This is a genomic window from Streptococcus sp. SN3, assembly GCF_030439905.1.
Genome location: NZ_JAQFJF010000007.1, coordinates 57514 through 75250, shown reverse-complemented (window position 1 = coordinate 75250; position 17737 = coordinate 57514). Strand labels below are relative to the sequence as shown.

Annotated in this window: 21 protein-coding genes and 1 riboswitch; of the genes, 20 read left to right on the top strand and 1 reads right to left on the bottom strand. The window is 38.1% G+C overall.

Annotated features, from left to right (window positions below):
• Positions 1-117 precede the first annotated feature (117 nt).
• From PCY71_RS11855 to PCY71_RS11845, 3 genes are all read left to right on the top strand, one after another.
• Positions 118-756 carry a CPBP family intramembrane glutamic endopeptidase gene (locus PCY71_RS11855; protein WP_037598145.1) on the top strand — a complete coding sequence of 213 codons (639 nt, stop codon included), beginning with the start codon at positions 118-120 and terminating at the stop codon, positions 754-756.
• 65 nt (positions 757-821) lie between these two features.
• Complete coding sequence (locus tag PCY71_RS11850; protein ID WP_285305257.1) at positions 822-2129, top strand: folylpolyglutamate synthase/dihydrofolate synthase family protein; 1308 nt, start codon at positions 822-824, stop codon at positions 2127-2129.
• A 54-nt stretch (positions 2130-2183) separates the two neighbouring features.
• Positions 2184-2273, top strand: a riboswitch (THF riboswitch).
• Positions 2274-2308: 35 nt separating this feature from the next.
• Positions 2309-2869, top strand: a complete 561-nt coding sequence (locus PCY71_RS11845) for a folate family ECF transporter S component (protein ID WP_006268441.1) — start codon at positions 2309-2311, stop codon at positions 2867-2869.
• A gap of 121 nt (positions 2870-2990) precedes the next feature.
• Here PCY71_RS11845 and pepA read toward each other — a convergent pair whose 3' ends face one another.
• Positions 2991-4055, bottom strand: a complete 1065-nt coding sequence (gene pepA, locus PCY71_RS11840) for a glutamyl aminopeptidase (RefSeq protein WP_049476081.1) — start codon at positions 4053-4055, stop codon at positions 2991-2993.
• A 119-nt stretch (positions 4056-4174) separates the two neighbouring features.
• On the opposite strand from pepA, the gene PCY71_RS11835 reads away from it, so the two are divergent.
• The 17 genes from PCY71_RS11835 (at position 4175) to PCY71_RS11755 (ending at position 17723) form a co-directional block, all read left to right on the top strand.
• Positions 4175-4462 (top strand): DUF4651 domain-containing protein, encoded by a 288-nt coding sequence (locus tag PCY71_RS11835; protein WP_037598135.1) that lies wholly within the window; start codon positions 4175-4177, stop codon positions 4460-4462.
• Complete coding sequence (locus tag PCY71_RS11830; protein ID WP_003070744.1) at positions 4459-4776, top strand: thioredoxin family protein; 318 nt, start codon at positions 4459-4461, stop codon at positions 4774-4776. Before PCY71_RS11835 ends, PCY71_RS11830 begins: the two co-directional genes overlap by 4 nt.
• Positions 4777-4797: 21 nt before the next feature.
• On the top strand, positions 4798-5424 hold the full coding sequence (ytpR, locus tag PCY71_RS11825; RefSeq protein WP_049481515.1) for a YtpR family tRNA-binding protein: 627 nt from the start codon (positions 4798-4800) through the stop codon (positions 5422-5424).
• A gap of 71 nt (positions 5425-5495) precedes the next feature.
• Positions 5496-5891: a single-stranded DNA-binding protein gene (locus PCY71_RS11820; RefSeq protein WP_301412688.1), complete on the top strand. Its 396-nt coding sequence runs from the start codon at positions 5496-5498 to the stop codon at positions 5889-5891.
• Positions 5892-6190: 299 nt separating this feature from the next.
• Entirely contained in the window at positions 6191-7177 is a 987-nt protein-coding gene (locus tag PCY71_RS11815) for a sugar ABC transporter substrate-binding protein (protein ID WP_037598130.1), read from the top strand.
• On the top strand, positions 7177-8490 hold the full coding sequence (locus PCY71_RS11810) for a sensor histidine kinase (protein WP_003070736.1): 1314 nt from the start codon (positions 7177-7179) through the stop codon (positions 8488-8490). The genes PCY71_RS11815 and PCY71_RS11810 overlap by 1 nt, the downstream gene beginning before the upstream one ends.
• On the top strand, positions 8483-9166 hold the full coding sequence (locus tag PCY71_RS11805) for a response regulator transcription factor (protein ID WP_301412687.1): 684 nt from the start codon (positions 8483-8485) through the stop codon (positions 9164-9166). The genes PCY71_RS11810 and PCY71_RS11805 overlap by 8 nt, the downstream gene beginning before the upstream one ends.
• Complete coding sequence (locus PCY71_RS11800; RefSeq protein ID WP_301412686.1) at positions 9163-10449, top strand: ABC transporter substrate-binding protein; 1287 nt, start codon at positions 9163-9165, stop codon at positions 10447-10449. Before PCY71_RS11805 ends, PCY71_RS11800 begins: the two co-directional genes overlap by 4 nt.
• A gap of 246 nt (positions 10450-10695) precedes the next feature.
• Complete coding sequence (locus PCY71_RS11795) at positions 10696-11130, top strand: PTS sugar transporter subunit IIA (RefSeq protein WP_301412685.1); 435 nt, start codon at positions 10696-10698, stop codon at positions 11128-11130.
• Positions 11131-11153: 23 nt separating this feature from the next.
• On the top strand, positions 11154-11648 hold the full coding sequence (locus PCY71_RS11790; RefSeq protein WP_003028529.1) for a PTS sugar transporter subunit IIB: 495 nt from the start codon (positions 11154-11156) through the stop codon (positions 11646-11648).
• A gap of 32 nt (positions 11649-11680) precedes the next feature.
• A complete protein-coding gene (locus PCY71_RS11785; protein ID WP_003028530.1) occupies positions 11681-12529 on the top strand; it encodes a PTS sugar transporter subunit IIC in 849 nt (282 codons plus the stop codon).
• A gap of 1 nt (position 12530) precedes the next feature.
• Positions 12531-13361: a PTS system mannose/fructose/sorbose family transporter subunit IID gene (locus PCY71_RS11780; protein WP_003070729.1), complete on the top strand. Its 831-nt coding sequence runs from the start codon at positions 12531-12533 to the stop codon at positions 13359-13361.
• Positions 13362-13374: 13 nt separating this feature from the next.
• Positions 13375-13662 (top strand): DUF202 domain-containing protein, encoded by a 288-nt coding sequence (locus tag PCY71_RS11775; RefSeq protein WP_134971435.1) that lies wholly within the window; start codon positions 13375-13377, stop codon positions 13660-13662.
• 147 nt (positions 13663-13809) lie between these two features.
• On the top strand, positions 13810-14091 hold the full coding sequence (gene groES, locus PCY71_RS11770; protein ID WP_301412684.1) for a co-chaperone GroES: 282 nt from the start codon (positions 13810-13812) through the stop codon (positions 14089-14091).
• 32 nt (positions 14092-14123) lie between these two features.
• Complete coding sequence (gene groL / locus PCY71_RS11765) at positions 14124-15746, top strand: chaperonin GroEL (protein WP_003070725.1); 1623 nt, start codon at positions 14124-14126, stop codon at positions 15744-15746.
• A 384-nt stretch (positions 15747-16130) separates the two neighbouring features.
• On the top strand, positions 16131-16898 hold the full coding sequence (locus tag PCY71_RS11760; protein WP_003070723.1) for an epoxyqueuosine reductase QueH: 768 nt from the start codon (positions 16131-16133) through the stop codon (positions 16896-16898).
• Between the two features lie 186 nt (positions 16899-17084).
• On the top strand, positions 17085-17723 hold the full coding sequence (locus PCY71_RS11755) for a deoxynucleoside kinase (protein WP_003070721.1): 639 nt from the start codon (positions 17085-17087) through the stop codon (positions 17721-17723).
• The last annotated feature ends 14 nt before the right edge of the window (positions 17724-17737 follow it).

The following is a 17737-nucleotide window of genomic DNA, read 5'->3' as shown; positions in this document are numbered from 1 at the left end:
CTTATTTTACTTTATTTCATTTTCTCCTATTTTAGGTATAAAAGATAACCTTTTAGGGCATTTCCTGGTAAAATCGTTGAAATTTTTTATACTAAAAAGGTAGAAAAAGGAGTTAAAATGAAAAACATAAAAAATATTCTTCAAATGAGCTTGCTGATCGTTCTAACACAGATTACCTTGGTATTGTTGACGACACCTTTATCCAAATCGTTAACCTTTCAGCAGTCCAGTTTTGTATTTTTGTTCATTTTGTTTTTTTGTGGACTACTTTATTTTCGTTATTTTTCCAGAGAATTAACCGATTTTAAATCAGAGATATTGGTTGCTCGTTACTGGCCCTTACTACATTTTTCCTATCTTATGATGGTACTTATCAATGCAATAGGAGCTTATCTGATGATTGTAGAAGGTTTGGCAGAAGTCTCAGAAAGTCAGAAATTGTTTATGAGTCTTTTCATTCACTCCTCTCTTTTTTTACTAGGTGTTGATGTAGTTGCGCTCGTTCCTGAAGTGCGATCCTATGTTGTTCGCTTTCTATTTTTAAAAGGTCAAGCACGAGCGAGTTTTATTATAGGAAGTTTGATATTTATCGTTTTACGAAATCCAGCTGATTTGGTATGCTTTATCATTTATACAGGTTTGGGATTATTACTTTCTTTTGTTATTCCAAAGTCAAGTCTTCGTTTAGAATTCTCTATTTTTAGTCATTTAGTGCGTAATAGTGTTTCTCTTCTTTTCTTGCTCATTTTTTGGTAAATCTTTTTGTAGAAATCTCACTTCTATGATAAAATGAGAGCATTATAGATTGGATAAGAAAGATGATGAAAGAAAAAGAAGAACAACACTTAGAATGGTTGCAGCAGCATCAAACAACAGAACCACATTTGGGCTTAGAAAGAGTGAGGCGGCTTTTAGCATTGCGGGGGAATCCGCATTTGCAAGTATCGGTCATTCATGTTGCCGGTACCAATGGAAAAGGATCAACAATTGCGCATTTACGTCAGCTTTTGCAAGCAAAGAAGCTACGTGTTGGAACGTTTACATCACCTTATCTGATGTCTTATAATGAACAAATTGCCATCAATGGAGTGTCTATTTCTGACCAAGATTTTCATTCTTTATTGCAAACCTATCAAGGCTTATTAAAAAAACAGGCAGATGATACGATTTTACAGGAAATAACAGAGTTTGAAATTATCACAGTTTTGGCTTATGACTATTTTCTCCAGCAACAGGTAGATGTGGTTATCATGGAAGTAGGGCTAGGTGGTTTATTGGACAGCACCAATGTATGTCAACCGGATTTAACAGCTATTACGACAATTGGACTTGATCACACGGCAATTTTAGGAACAAGCTTAGCAGACATTGCAGAGCAGAAAGCCGGTATTATCAAAGAGGGTGTGCCGTTGGTGACAGGAAAGATTGCTTCCGAACCACTGGCAGTTATTCACAATAAGGCTCAACAACTTCAGTCTCCTCATGTTTGTTATGGGCAAGGCTATCAGGTGGAGCCTGTGCAAAGTTTGGCAGAGGGAGAAGAATTCTTGTTTTCAAACGCATGTAGGCTGAAAGAAGGCTATCAAAGTGCTCTTTTTGGTGTTCATCAAGTTGAGAATGCGGGATTGGCACTTGAATTGTGCGATCACTATTGCTACTTGAAAGGTTTGCCGTTGTTAAGGCAAGATGAGATAAGACGGGCATTGAAACAAACGTATTGGCCTGCTCGTTTGGAAAAAATTTCAACTGCACCTTTGATTTTTCTAGATGGTGCACACAATCCTCATGCAATGAAAGCACTGATTGCTTCTATAGAAAGCCATTTTCCAGATTATCAAAAAAAGGTTTTATTTTCTTGTATTCAGACAAAAGATGTACAAGAAATGATTGCTTTGTTAAAAGAGGTTCCACAAGTACAATTATTACTAACTTCATTTGCTGATGCACGAAGTTTTTCAAAAGAAGAGATGCAAGGTTTGGCAAAGAATGAAAAGCTTGCCTTTGTTAATTGGGAGCATTATTTAACACAGTATCAAAGAGATGAACACGAAGAGAAAGAGCTGTTGCTTATCACAGGCTCTCTTTACTTCCTTGCAGAAGTCAGAAAATATCTACTGAATGATAGATAAAAAATAATTTTCTAACTAATTAAAATATGATAGAATAAAAGGGCAATTCATTTGCACAGAGTAAGTGGTCTGCGTTAAGTGTGTATGGATGGGATGTTGCCATACAACGAAACTTTTGTGCGGTAGGCCATTGCATCCGCTGTCGATCAGACGGCTCCCGAATAGAAAAGGAGCGAACTATGAAAAAGAATTCGCCTAAGTTGTCGGTGCAACTTTTGGTTGCCCTTGCTATGATTGTGGCTCTCTGCTTTGTGTTGGAGAAGTTCTCAGTCTTTGTTATTCCTAATTTATGGAAGTTAAGCCCTGCCTTTATTAGCTATACCCTTATGGGAACGATTGCTGGTCCATTATTGTCTGGTCTGGTTTCTGCTGTTTACGATGTAGCCTCTTTCTTTTTTGTAAATCAAGGTCATCCATTTATTATCTGGTTTACATTGATTGAAGCGCTGCAAGGTATGCTCTATGGTTATTTCTTTTATGGAAAAGAATTGAAAGTAGAGCGCAAGAAAGACTGGTTGTGGGTTACATTAGCCACATTAGCTATTATGGGAGTGGGAACATTTACATTGATACCACTAGTTCTACATTTGCAATATAAGGTACCATTTTTTGCTCTATATGCAGCTCGGGCTTGGTCAGTTTTTGAAATTCCTTTACGAGTATTTGTGACGATGCTCATTGTTCCGCAGCTGCAACGGATTCCTGAGTTTCGTAAGTTGATGGGCTTAAGCAATAAGTAAAAATGATGAATAAACATCCAAAAGAGACCGAACATGACGTTCAGTCTCTTTACTTCTAATAGCAAAAATACATTGAGACAGTAAAGTTTGAAGCTGGGAAAAAAGTTCCTAGCTTCAAACTTTAATAACGTGTAATCAAATCAACAGTTGAGCGATCCAACTTCTTAACCAGAGCTTGTAAGAAAGCTTGAGCTTGGAGAAAGTCGTCCATTGCATAGAGCGTTTGATGAGAATGAATATAGCGTGCACAGACACCGATAGTAGTTGAAGGTACGCCGCCATTTTTCAGATGTGCTGCACCTGCATCAGTACCGCCTTTGCCACAGTAGTATTGATATTTGATACCTGCCTCTTCTGCGGTTGTCAAAAGGAAGTCTTTCATATTTGGTAGCATGAGATGTCCTGGATCGAAGAAACGAATTAAGGTTCCTTCTCCGATGGCACCTTGATCGCCATAAATGTCACCAGCCGGAGAACAGTCCACCGCAAGGAAAACTTCTGGGTCAAATTTAGTCGTTGAAACATGAGCACCACGTAAGCCAACTTCTTCTTGGACGTTTGCCCCAACATAAAGTTCGTTGTCAAGTTTTTCTCCAGCCAGAGCTTGAACTAGTTCACTCACCATGAGAACACCGTAACGATTATCCCAAGCTTTAGAAATGATATTTTTGCCGTTGACTGTGAGGATAGCGGAACTGTCTGGCACAATCGTGTCACCGGGACGAATCCCGTAGCTTTCAGCTTCCGCTTTGTCAGCAAACCCACCGTCAAAAACGATGTCTTCAATCCTTGGTAGACTTGGTCCACCTGTTCCACGTGTCAAATGCGGTGGAATGGAGCCTGAAATAACAGGAATTTCGTCTCCTGTATGAGTAAATAATTTAAAGCGTTGGCTGCTGACAACCAGTGGATTCCAACCTCCGATTTGAACGACTCGGAAAGTTCCGTCTGCTCTGATTTCACTCACCATGAAGCCAACTTCGTCCATGTGTGCAGCAACGAGTATACGTGGCGCATCAATAGCTTCTGAATGTTTCACTCCGAAAATGCCTCCTAGGCCGTCTGTTACGACTTCGTCCACATGAGGGGTGATTTTTTCACGCAAATAATCACGAACAGGCGCTTCGTGCCCTGAAATAGCAGAGATTTCTGTCACTTCTTTAATTTTTGAAAATAATTCTGACATCATTAACCTTCTTTCTGCTCTTATTTTATCATTTTCTATCATAGTTGGGTAGCGTTCAAAGATAAAAAACAATAGTGTTTCGATTTGTCCCAATTTATCTTTTGTGTTAAAATATTGTCATGAAAGCTAAAAAGATTCTATTAACAACGGCTGCACTTGCGGGAGTAGGGATTGCAGCTTATGCTACTAAAAAAACGTTGGATGAACGAAAAGAAGCTGAGCAGCGTGAGCAATTAGTTGCTGACATTCGGAAAAGGTTATCTGAATTAGGTCCAATTGCTACACTGTATGTGCAATTATATAAGTCAGATGAACACCAATTGGTTGGTGGTGTGGTGTACGAAGATGATCGGCACTTTACATTTGTGTATGAAAATGGCGAATTGAGCTATGAGGAAGAGCAATGATGATTCCAGCAACTATCGAAGAATTAGCAACATTAGTAAATCGTGAAGGAAAAACTGTTTTCCTTTTCACAGCTGACTGGTGCGGAGATTGTCGTTTTCTAAAACCATTGCTGCCTGAAATCGAAGCAGAAAATCCCGATTTTACCTTTGTTGAGGTTAATCGTGATGACTATATGGAAGTTGCCAAAAAATGGAATATCTATGGCATTCCTAGCCTGGTAGTCTTAGAAAATGGGCAAGAAATTGGTCGTTTTGTTAATCGAGAGCGAAAAACGAAGATGCAAATCAATGAATTTTTAGCACAGTTAGTATGAATTGTATATAGTGGAGGAACAATGATTTTTACATATAATAAAGAGCATGTTGGCGATGTGTTGATGGTGATTGTTGCAGACAGTCAAGATGCTAAGTTATCTGCTGAACGCAAAGGTGATGTGGCGCGTGTCTATCGCCAAGATACTGGAGAAACGGTTGCTTGGAATATTTTTTGGGTTTCCAATCTTTTTAATATCACTGATCGCGGACAAGTTTTCCTGACTGATGAAGAAATTTCAATTCTTAACCAAGAATTGAGTCAAGCAGGTTTTGAGCCAGAATTAGTCAATGATCTTACTCCAAAATTTGTAGTAGGTGAAATTGTTGAAATGGAAGCACATCCGGATAGTGACCATCTCAATATTTGTCAAGTAAGAGTCGCAGCAGAAAAAGTAATTCAAATCGTAGCAGGAGCGCCTAATGCTAAAGTGGGTCTCAAGACGATTGTGGCATTACCTGGTGCTATGATGCCAAAAGGAAACTTGATTTTTCCTGGTGAACTGCGTGGAGTAGCGAGTTTTGGTATGATGTGCAGTCCTCGTGAGTTGCAACTACCAAATGCCCCACAAAAGCGCGGAATTATTGAATTAGCAAGCTCAGAAGTAGTAGGAACAGCTTTTGATCCAATCAAACATTGGCAAGAATAAGTACAAATTAATCGTGAATTTTCACGATTTTTTCTTTTTTCTTACGAATAAATAGTTAGGAGGAAAAGAAAATGTATAATAAAGTAATTTTAATTGGTCGCTTGGTTAATACACCAGAGTTAAATAAAACAGCTAATGATAAATCTGTGGCGCGTGCAACACTTGCTGTTAATCGCCGATATAAAGGACAAAATGGCGAGCGAGAAGCGGATTTTGTAAACGTCATTGTTTGGGGCAAATTAGCCGAAACCTTAGCAAGTTATGCAACAAAAGGAAGCTTAATTTCTCTTGATGGAGAACTTCGTCCTCGCCGTTATGAGAAAGACGGTGTGACACATTATGTAACAGAAGTACTTTGCAACGGCTTCCAGTTATTAGAAAGTCGTGCCCAACGAGCTCTTCGTGAGAATAATACAGGTGCAGACTTGGCAGATTTGGTTCTAGAAGAAGAGGAATTGCCGTTTTAAATAAAAATAAGGTAGGCTGGACAACATCCAGTCTACTTATTTCTAGTTAGAGTAAAAACTGTTAACATTTTGTGCTTTCAACAACGTACGAAAAATATGCACAATATAGAAACCAACAATCTGAAAAGATGTTGCATTTAGTTTCAACTTGAGTCTAAAAACAAGAAAGTGAGAGGGATTTTTCAAGTTTTTCACACTTCTTTTTCTTGTCGAAGTTTTGTTTTTTGTATAAATATAATATAATAAACCTAGCTAAAACAGAGTTTTCTGTTTAAGATTGCTGTTGATAAGGAGAAAAAATGAGAGCAGGTAAAGGAAAAAAGCAATATCGCAATTGTCGTAAATATCTATTATTTTCTCTATTAGTTTTTGTTTTGACGGGCTTAGTTTTTCTCTATGTAAAGGGAATGTCATCAGATAGTAAACAGGTCAAGATAGGAGCAACCTATATGACGATGAATAATGATTTTTATAAAACTTTAAATGCGGAGATTGAGAAAAAAACGAATCAACAGGGCAATCGGCTTTATGTGCGAGATCCAGAACTAGACGAAGACAAGCAAAGCCAGCAGATTGATTATTTTGTTCAAGAAAAAGTGAATGTCATTGTCATTAACCCCGTTAAAAGCGATAGTTCAAAAATTATTGCATCTTTGAGGAAAGCTAAAAAAGCAGGTATTAAAATTATTGTTGTAGATGCACCGATTAGTAAGGAAGCCAAGGTTGATACAACTATTGTATCTGATAATTATCAAGCAGGCGTGTTAATCGCAAATGATATGATGAAACGATTATCAAGTGCGAAGATTTTACTGTTGGAACATCGTAATGCAGTGTCTGCGATGGACCGAATTCAAGGATTTTTAGACACGATTAAAGGACATCCTGCTTATCAGGTGGTCTCTGAGCGAGAGACATTGGGGCAAACAGAAGAAAGTATGCCTCAAGTAAAAAAAGCCCTGAATGAAGGGATGCAATTTAATGTGGTCATGTCTTTAAATGATCGTGCAGCTATCGGAGCTCTTGCGGCTATAAAAGATCAAGGTGTGACAGACAAGATTGCAATCTATGGCGTAGATGGCTCACCTGATATTAAAAATTTCTTGGCAAATACCAATGATATTCAAGGGACGGTTGCTCAGTCTCCGATTCAAATGGGCAGAAAGGTGACAGAAGTGATTGAGCGCATGATGAAACATCAAGCTTACAAAGAGGAATATCTCATTCCTGTTCATTTAGTAAATAAAGAGAATATCGCTCAATATACAATTACAGGGTGGCAATAATGAGACAAAATAGAAGTATCTTTTATAGCAAAATTGCTTTGATGGTCATCAATTTTATTGCCATTGTTTATAATGCCTCTATTTATCTTTTTGCAACGAATTATGTAGTGGCAAAAGGATATGCTCATTCACTGTTAGGACGTTTAGATGCTATACCAGGATCGCCGAGTTTTAGCTTTTGGATGTCTATTGCTTTTTATGCTTGCTTATTGTTGGTTTTTTATTACCGTGAGAAGCATCCAAATCAGCTATCCGTTTATGATAAAGTAACTATTATTGAGATTTTGCTGATGTTAGTTATCTTTTCTGTCTTGCATTCTTCTTATAATGGTCTGATTCTCTTAGTTTTTGCAGATATTTTTTATGGTTCCAAAGAATTTAACACCTCAAAAGATCGGAAATACTGGTTTTCCTTTATCATTTTGAGTTTTACCATGTTGCTCTTATCCAACTATGATTTAATGTCGCTTTTTGTCAAATTGCCTTCGTTAGATACTTATATTCGCTTTTGTCCAGAATCGATTCGCATGGCTCTCCTTTTTGGAAAGAATTTTCTCTTTTCACTGAATCTAGTTGTCTTTATGATTTCTCTACTATTCTATATTTTATCTGCGATGACCGAAAAACATCATATTGAAGAAGAGCTACGCATGGCCGCACAAGCCAATCGCGAGTTGAATAGTTATTTAGCCTTATCTGAAAAAATCGCAGAAGACCGTGAAAGAAAGCGAATCGCTAGAGAAATTCATGATACGCTAGGGCATGCTTTGACAGGGATTTCTGCGGGGATTGATGCAGTTAAAGTATTGGTGGATATTGACAAAAATCGTGCTAAGGAACAGTTAGAAAATGTTTCTGTGGTTGTACGGGATGGTATCCGTGATGTGCGAGGTTCACTCAATAAAATGCGACCTGGTGCTTTAGAAAATAATAGCTTAAAGGAAGCGTTGTTCAAAATTATTCGAGAATATGAAGCCATTTCTAATTTGGAAATTCATTTTCGCTATGAATGGGCCACAATTGATTTAGATATTGCAAAAGAAGATATTGTCTTTCGGGTGATTCAAGAGTCCATTACCAATTCGGTACGGCATGGACATGCCAAAACGGTTTGGATTGAGCTATTAGAAGAAGAGAATTATATCATGACTATACAAGATGATGGAGTTGGTTTTGACGAGCTTCACTATGGTTATGGTCTAAAGCAAATGCAGGAACGCCTAGCGATTATTGGCGGTAGTGTCCATTTTGAAAATCGTAATGGCTTTTATACCTATATTAAAATTCCGAAAATAGGAGGAAAGAATGATTAAAGTTTTAATTGCAGATGATCAGGCCTTGATTCGTGAGTCTTTACAGATTGTTTTATCGGCACATCCAGATATTGAAGTAGTGGGAATAGTCGGAGATGGCAAAGAAGTGCTTGACAAACTGCATCATGTACACCCTGATGTGATTTTAATGGACATTCGAATGCCTGTTATGGACGGTGTTCTCTGTACAAAGGCAGTTAAAGAACACTATCCAGATATCAAAATTATTATTCTAACAACTTTTGATGACGATGATTTCATTTTTTCTGCTTTAAAATATGGTGCTTCTGGTTATATCTTAAAAGGAGTCTCTACTGAAGAATTGTATCAAGCTATTCAAACGGTTTACAAAGGCGGAGCTATGATTAATCCGAACATTGCTAGCAAAGTGTTTAAAATCTTTTCACAAATGGCGCAGTCGAATTTTGCCATTTCTGTTGCGGAAGAAAATGTAGAAGATATGAGTCAGACTGAGTGGAAGATTATCCAACAAATTGGTTTTGGAGTTTCAAACAAGGAAATTGCAGCGAAGTTGTTCTTGTCTGAAGGGACTATACGGAATTATTTATCTGGCATCTTATCAAAGCTAAACTTACGTGACCGCACGCAATTAGCTATATGGGCTGTACAGACAGGTGTTACCCAGCGTGATTTTAATAAGGACAATAACAAATGAAGTGGCAATTTCGATATATGGTAATTTTAATCTCAAGCCTTCTTCTAGTGGCTCTGGGCTTTGTTTTATGGACATCTACTCAGAAGAAAATTTTGCGAATCGGAGTTTATGCTGGTAGTAGCTGGGATGTCCCAAATAGCCGTGAAAATAGAATATTAGACAATATTATTCGACAATTTGAAAAGTCACATCCACAAGTTAGAGTGGTCTATGAGAGTGGTATTCCTAAGAAAGATTACGACGGCTGGCTAGCTGAAAAAATTTTAAAAGGGGAACAGCCAGATGTGTTTATGGTGCCTGAAAATGATTTTTCGATGTTAGCGGCTTCCGGGGCTTTCAAATCCTTAGACTCTTTACTTAGCAAAGATGAAGTTGCCGCTTACTATCCAGTTGCTTATCAAGCCGGACAATATCAGGGGCACAACTATGCTTTGCCGATTGAAAGCAATCCTGTCATGATGTGTGTCAATAAGGATTTACTGGAAAAGGAAGGAGTTTCGATTCCCGATTCTAATTGGACTTTAGAAGACTTGTATGCGATTTGTCAAAAAGTCACAAAGGACACAAACGGGGACGGTCTGATTGACCAGTATGGTATTACGGATTATACCTGGAAGCAGGCCTTAGTAGCTTATAATGGTCATCTGAGAAATCAAAGTGGTGTCAATGTTGATAGCGCAGAAATGCATCAAGCGTTGTCCTTTATCAGCAAATTAACTTCATTGAATCAACGGTACAAGGTAACATCAAATGATTTTGATGAAGGCAAGGTTGCTTTTTATCCTATGAGTTTGGCGCAATATCGGACTTATAAACCTTATCCTTATCATGTAGCAAAGTATTCTAGATTTTCTTGGACTTGTATTCCCATGCCAGCTGCTAAAGCAGGCATTCCTGCAACACAAGTGAAAACGTCCCTTTTTGCCATGTCTTCAAAGACGAAACAGGATAAATTAGCTTGGGAATTTATGAAGTTATTGGGTCAAAATCAAAAAAATCAGCAGGAATTATTTGAAAAGTCGCAGGGGACATCAGTCTTGTTATCAGTTGTTAAAAGCAGTCAGACGAAAAAGATTTTACAAGCAGATGATTTTGGCCTGAATTCACTGACTTCTCAAAGATTGGATCATATGATGAAACATTCTGTCTTAGATATTAGTCGAGAGGTGGATTATCATTCTCTGGAACGCATTGATCACTTACTTGAAAATGCTCTTAAGAACAATGAAATCGACAGTCGCTTGCCAAGTATTCAAAGAGAAATGGAAGAAACAGGCAAATAGAAGTTTAACAGTATTAAAAAGAAAATAGCTAAGTGAGTATTGAACTGTGCCCCAAAAGTTAGATTTTTGAGTCTAACTTTTGGGGCGCAGTTCAGCTCAAAGTTGGCTATTTTTTATTTTTGAAAATCTAGATGACAAATGTCACATTTTAATTAACAATTGTCATCTTTACAAAGTGACATTTGACAATATGAAACCGGTTCCAGCTTTAGTAAAATAAAGACAGGAAATGAAGGAGGAAAGAACATGAAATATCTGGTACTAGTCAGTCATGGTGGACTAGCAGAAGGAGTACAAAGCTCGCTTAAGATGTTTGCTGGTGATAAGACAGATCAAGTCATTGCAGTAGGATTAAAAGAAGGCAAGTCTGTTGATGATTTTGCTCTTGACTTTCGGCAAGCATTATCCGGTCTTAGTGTAGAAGATACAGTTTTAGTGTTGGCAGATATTGTCGGAGGAAGCCCTTTGACAACAGCTTGCAACGTTTTAGCGGAACTTGACAAGTTAAATACTGCAGTCGTACTTGGTGGTCTCAATTTAACAATGGGACTCACAGGTTTAGTGATGAAAGATATGCTAGAAGGAAAAGAATTGATACAAGCTATTCTCTCAGAAGCTTCCGCAGCATTACAAGAATTTGATGTGACTTCTAGTGACGAAGAGGATGAAGACGATATTTAAGAAAGAAAAAAAGGAGACTTATCATGACAATTTCATTTGTACGGATTGATGACCGTATGATTCATGGTCAAACAGTAACTCGCTGGGCAAAGGAATATCCTTGTGACGGTTTAGTTGCGGTCAATAATGCTGCAGCAGGAAATGCAGTTTTAAAGCAAGCCTATAAAGCAGCTTCTGATAAAAAAACATTTGTTTGGACAAAAGAAGCATGGAAAGAAAAATCACAAAAGGTATTGGATTCCGATAGTCGCTATTTCTTGATTACTAAAAATCCAATTGATATGAAAGAAATACTAGTTGATCAAGGTTTTGTGCCTGGTGATATCAAAGAAATCATCGTTGGTCCAGCTAATGATCGTCCGGGTGCTACTAAATTGGGAAACAATCAATCCATTACACAGGAAGAAGCAGAAGCACTTGAAGCAATTCAAAAAGCTGGCTATAAAGTAAAATTCCAACTCTTACCAGATGTGTCTATTGGCTATTGGGACGATTTCAAGTCTAAATTCGGTTTTTAATAAAATATAATAAGCATTAAGGAGGCTTTATTATGACAATTTCGTGGTTTCAAGCCGCTTTATTAGGGTTATTTGCCTGTCTATCATCCATGCCTGGCCTAGGTGGTACATCCATTGGTAACTATACTCTTGGACGCCCACTTGTAGGTGGTCTTGTTTCAGGACTGATCCTAGGAGATGTGAAATTAGGTATCATCTGTGGGGTTGCGATGCAACTTGTTTACATCGCTTTGGTAACACCTGGCGGTACTGTTTCAGCTGACGTTCGTGCGGTTTCTTATATTGGGATTCCTCTGGCAATGGTTGCTATTCAATCACAAGGACTGTCACTTGACTCTGCAGATGCTGCTAACTTGGCTAAATCAATGGGAACACTCGTTGGTACAGTCGGTACAGTTCTTTTCTATGGTACAGCTACTATGAATCTACTTTGGCAACATATTGGCTGGAAAGCTGTTGAAAAAGGTGAATTTAAACGCTTATATGTGGTAGACTGGGGCTTCCCATGGATTTCCCATTTAGTATTCTCATTCTTGCCAACGCTTATTATGTGTAAATTAGGTGCCGATGCGGTTACTGCTTTAAAAACAGCTCTTCCATTGGATGGTATTCCAATGAAAACCCTCTTTACGGTCGGCTCTCTCCTTCCATGTGTCGGAATTGCCATCCTCTTAAAACAAATCGTTGAAAAAGCTGTTGATTTCATTCCATTCTTTGTTGGATTTACTTTAGCAGCTTCATTAGGACTCAACCTTGTGTCTTGTGCAGTCATTTCATTAATCTTTGCAGTATTATTCTATGAAATTCAAATGGCGAAAAATGTAAGAGCACAAGCGGCTGCCAGTGCAAGTTTTGATGATGACGATGAGGAGGATATTTAAAATGGTTAAATTAACGAAAAAAACATTAGGAAAATCTTTTCATCATTGGTATTATGGGAACTTAACTTGCTTCTCACAAGAACACATGCAAACCTTTGGATATCTGGCTTCAATGCTACCAATTGTGGAAGAATTATATTCTAAAAAAGAAGATCAAGCAAAAGCAATGCACACCTACACCGCATTCTTTAACACGGAGCCGCAATTAGGTGCATTGATTGTAGGGATTACAGCAGGTTTAGAAGAAGCGCGTGCGAATGGGGCTGATGGAGTAGATGATGAAACAATCAACGGTCTTCGTGCTGGTCTCATGGGACCTGTTGCAGGAATTGGTGATTCACTGATTGTTGGTACCTTGATTCCGATTATACTAGGTATTGCTCTCGGTTTGTCAAATGGTGGATCACCACTTGGTGCGATTTTCTATATCGTGGTTTGGAACTTGCTCGCCTACTTTGGTATGAAATTCGCCTACTTTAAAGGGTACGAACTAGGAGATAAAGCAGTTGAATTTCTTGTAGGCCCTCAAGGACAAGCTATCCGTAAGTCGGTGTCTATCATTGGTGGTATGGTCATCGGTGCGGTTGCAGCGACATGGGTACCTGTTAAGACAGCTTTCAAATTGAAAGATTCTTCAGGGAAAGCCTTCTTGGTTTTACAAAGCCAATTAGACGGTGTTTATCCAGGTTTATTGACAGCTTTGTTTATCGTCTTTTGCTGGTGGTTAATGGCTAAGAAAAATCTCTCACCTATCAAAGTAATGTTGCTTCTTGTAGTAATTGCTTTCCTTGGTGTATTGGTTGGCTTCTTCAACCCAGGATTGAAATACTAAATAGGAGAAAAATATGACAGAACAAGAATTGATTCAAGGATATGAAACGGAAATTCAATACCAAAAACACATGATTGAAAATCTAGGGCGTTGGTTTAGTCTCTTCTTTACTATTGCTAGTATCGGTCTTGTTCTGGTTTATTTCTTCCGTCAGACCAATTTTATTGCCTTTATTGCTGGAACGTTCCTAGCGGTCCTAGGGATTCTAGCAATGCTTGTCTTTGGTTATGGTATTTATAAAGGACGATTGAATCTAAAAAAAGTTATTGACGATTTTGAAGAAAAATTAAGATTGGTCTAATAAAAACTTATTTGCTTTCCCCTTAAAAACTTTGTCATTTGACAGAGTTTTTTTCTTGACTATTTCTGACCAAGTGATACAATAGAAAATGTAAATATTAGCACTCGTGTATATAGAGTGCTAAAACAAGATATTGGAGGTAAACAAATGCTTAAACCATTAGGCGACCGTGTGGTCCTAAAAGTAGAAGAAAGAGAACAAAAAGTTGGTGGCTTTGTCATTGCAGGAGCAGGACAAGATGCAACGAAGACGGCAAAAGTTATAGCTGTCGGGGAAGGAATTCGTACGCTCAACGGTGAACTCGTTGCTCCAAGCGTGAAGGCCGATGATACTGTTCTCGTTGAAAGCCATGCAGGAATTGAAGTCAAAGACAGCGAAGAAAAGTATCTCGTTGTCAATGAGACAAATATTCTAGCGATTGTTGAATAAATTAAACATTTATAGAAAGAGGAATTGTAAAAATGGCAAAAGATATTAAATTTTCAGCAGATGCAAGAAGTGCTATGGTACGTGGTGTCGATATTTTGGCAGATACCGTTAAAGTAACCTTAGGACCTAAAGGACGCAATGTTGTTCTTGAAAAATCATTTGGCTCACCACTCATCACAAATGACGGTGTGACTATTGCAAAAGAAATTGAACTCGAAGATCATTTTGAAAATATGGGCGCTAAGTTGGTGTCAGAAGTTGCTTCAAAAACTAATGATATCGCTGGTGACGGAACAACCACTGCGACTGTCTTGACCCAAGCCATTGTCCGCGAAGGAATCAAAAATGTAACGGCTGGTGCAAACCCAATTGGCATTCGTCGTGGTATTGAAACAGCTGTTGCAACAGCTGTTGAAGCTTTAAAAGCAAATTCTGTTCCAGTTTCTAATAAAGAAGCGATTGCGCAAGTTGCGGCTGTTTCATCACGTTCTGAAAAAGTCGGAGAATACATTTCTGAAGCTATGGAAAAAGTTGGCAACGACGGTGTCATCACCATTGAAGAGTCTAAAGGAATGGAAACAGAGCTTGATGTTGTGGAAGGTATGCAGTTTGACCGTGGCTATCTTTCTCAATACATGGTAACAGATAATGAAAAAATGGTTGCTGATTTAGATAATCCATATATCTTGATTACAGATAAGAAGATTTCTAATATCCAAGAAATTCTTCCTTTGTTGGAAAATATCTTGAAGACTAGTCGTCCATTATTGATTATCGCAGATGATGTAGACGGTGAAGCTCTTCCAACTCTTGTGTTGAACAAAATCCGTGGTACTTTCAATGTAGTCGCTGTGAAAGCGCCAGGATTCGGAGACCGTCGTAAGGCTATGTTAGAAGATATTGCGATTTTGACTGGCGGTACAGTGATTACAGAAGATCTTGGTCTAGAATTGAAAGATGCAACCATTGAAGCACTTGGACAAGCCTCAAAAGTGACTGTCGACAAAGATAGCACAGTGATTGTGGAAGGTTCAGGAGCTGCTGAAGCGATTGCTAACCGCGTGGCTGTCATTAAATCGCAAATTGAAAGTGCTACATCTGAATTTGACAAAGAAAAACTACAAGAACGTTTAGCAAAATTGTCAGGTGGTGTGGCAGTCATCAAAGTGGGTGCTGCAACAGAAACAGAACTCAAAGAAATGAAACTCCGCATTGAAGATGCCCTCAATGCAACTCGCGCCGCTGTTGAAGAAGGAATTGTCTCAGGTGGTGGAACAGCCTTTGTGAATGTTTTAAATGCTGTTGAAGCCTTAGACTTATCAGGTGATGAAGCAACAGGTCGTAATATCGTTCTTCGTGCTTTGGAAGAACCTATTCGACAAATCGCTATCAATGCAGGATTTGAAGGCTCGATCGTCATTGACCGTTTGAAAAACTCTGAAGTTGGTACAGGCTTTAATGCTGCAACTGGTGAATGGGTCAACATGATTGAAGCAGGTATCATTGACCCAGTCAAGGTTACTCGTTCTGCCCTTCAAAATGCTGCGTCAGTAGCTAGCCTTATTTTAACAACAGAAGCAGTTGTTGCTAGCCAACCAGAACCAGCTAGCCCAGCTCCAGCAATGGATCCAAGCATGATGGGTGGCATGATGTAATTTAAGATATAGAGAGTTTAAAGAGTAAAACAAGCTAGAAAATCAACGAATTATTTGATGAATGAGAGAAGATTTGTTTTTCTCATACAGCTCTTAACGATGTTTAATGTTGCACGAGATTGCTTTTATGTTGAAGCGCAAACGTGCTTTTGAAGGATATAAAAAGCGAAGTGAGTTTGGATTTATCAAATCCAAACTCACTTTTTTTTTAAAAGTTTTTAGCTGGGGTATATGTACGATCAATACAAAGAGAGCCAAAAGAACTAGAACTTTATTTTTCTTGCTTGATAAATTAGTGCTGTTTGAAAAAGTTATTCTCTTTTGTCTATTTGTCTCCGCTCCTTTTCTGTGGTAAAATAGTGATACATTTCTAAGGAGAAAACAATGATTGATGTTGAAGAAATTCTGAATAAAATGAATCCCAACCAAAAAATAAACTATGATCGTGTCATGCAGCAAATGGTCAAAGTTTGGGAATCAGATCAGAAGCGTCCTACGATTTTGATGCATACTTGTTGTGCACCCTGTTCGACCTATACTCTGGAGTATTTGACCCAGTATGCGGATGTGACGGTTTATTTTGCTAATTCAAATATTCACCCTAAGGCAGAATATCAGCGCCGTGCCTATGTTGCACAAAAATTTGTTCATGATTTCAATGAAAATACTGGTAATCATGTTCGATACTTAGAAGCTCCCTATGAGCCACAGGAATTTTTCCGGACAGTACATGGCTTGGAAGAAGAGCCGGAAGGTGGCGATCGTTGTAAAGTTTGCTATGATTATCGCTTAGATAAGACAGCACAAGTGGCTGTTGATTTGGGATTTGACTATTTTGGAAGCGCCCTGACCATTAGTCCTCATAAAAATTCGCAGACGATCAATAGTGTTGGAATAGAAGTACAGAAAGTTTATGCAACGCAGTATCTTCCTAGTGATTTCAAGAAAAATCAGGGTTATAAACGCTCGGTTGAAATGTGTGAAGAGTACGACATTTATCGACAATGCTATTGTGGTTGTGTTTTTGCAGCACAGGCACAAGGAATTGACCTCATTCAGATAAAAAAAGATGCAGTAGCTTTTTTGAAGGGGAAAGATTTAGAAAAAGATTATTCGCATATTAAATTTACTGTCACAAATGGAGAATGCTAAAAATAACACTTGTACTAGAGTTGATCGTGTTTCTTCTTACAAGGTTGTTTTTGTTTGTACATTTAGAAGTTTTATATCTTGACGTCATCAATATATTGTGTTATTATTTTTTTTAGCACAACATATGGTGTTTTTACTGAAGTTGATGACCTGATATTAGATAGATTTTGGAGGTGCAGGGAGATAGTGATTATTTTAGCGGGCATGATTGGGGTAGGTAAGACGACTTACACTTATCGATTAGCCGAGGAATTAGGAACGCAGCCATTTTTTGAACCGGTAGAAGAAAATCCTATTTTGGATAAGTATTATGAGGACCCAGATAAATATGGCTTTGCTTTGCAGATTTATTTTCTAAATAAACGCTTTAAAATGATCAAAGCGGCTTATCATGACGACAATAATATTCTAGATCGTTCTATTTATGAAGACGCTTTGTTTACTTATATCAATACACTCAAGGGAAGTATCAGTGAGCAAGAGTATGATATCTACTTGGAACTTTTGGACAATATGATGGAAGAAATCCAAGGTCTGCCTAAGAAAGCGCCAGATTTGTTGATTTATTTAGATGGTAGTTTCGACCATATTATGAACAATATCAAAAAACGCGGTCGCAATTATGAGCAACCAAATGAAGAAAATGGACTAGCTGACTACTATCAACTGCTTTATAAGCATTATCAAAATTGGTATGAGGATTACAACTACAGTCCTAAAATGAGAATTGCAACGGATGATTTAGATATTGCAAATCCAAATGACTGGAATCACGTCTACCAACAAATTCAACAAAAAATGAAAACGATTGGGCTTGAAAAATGAGTCTAATCAAGAAA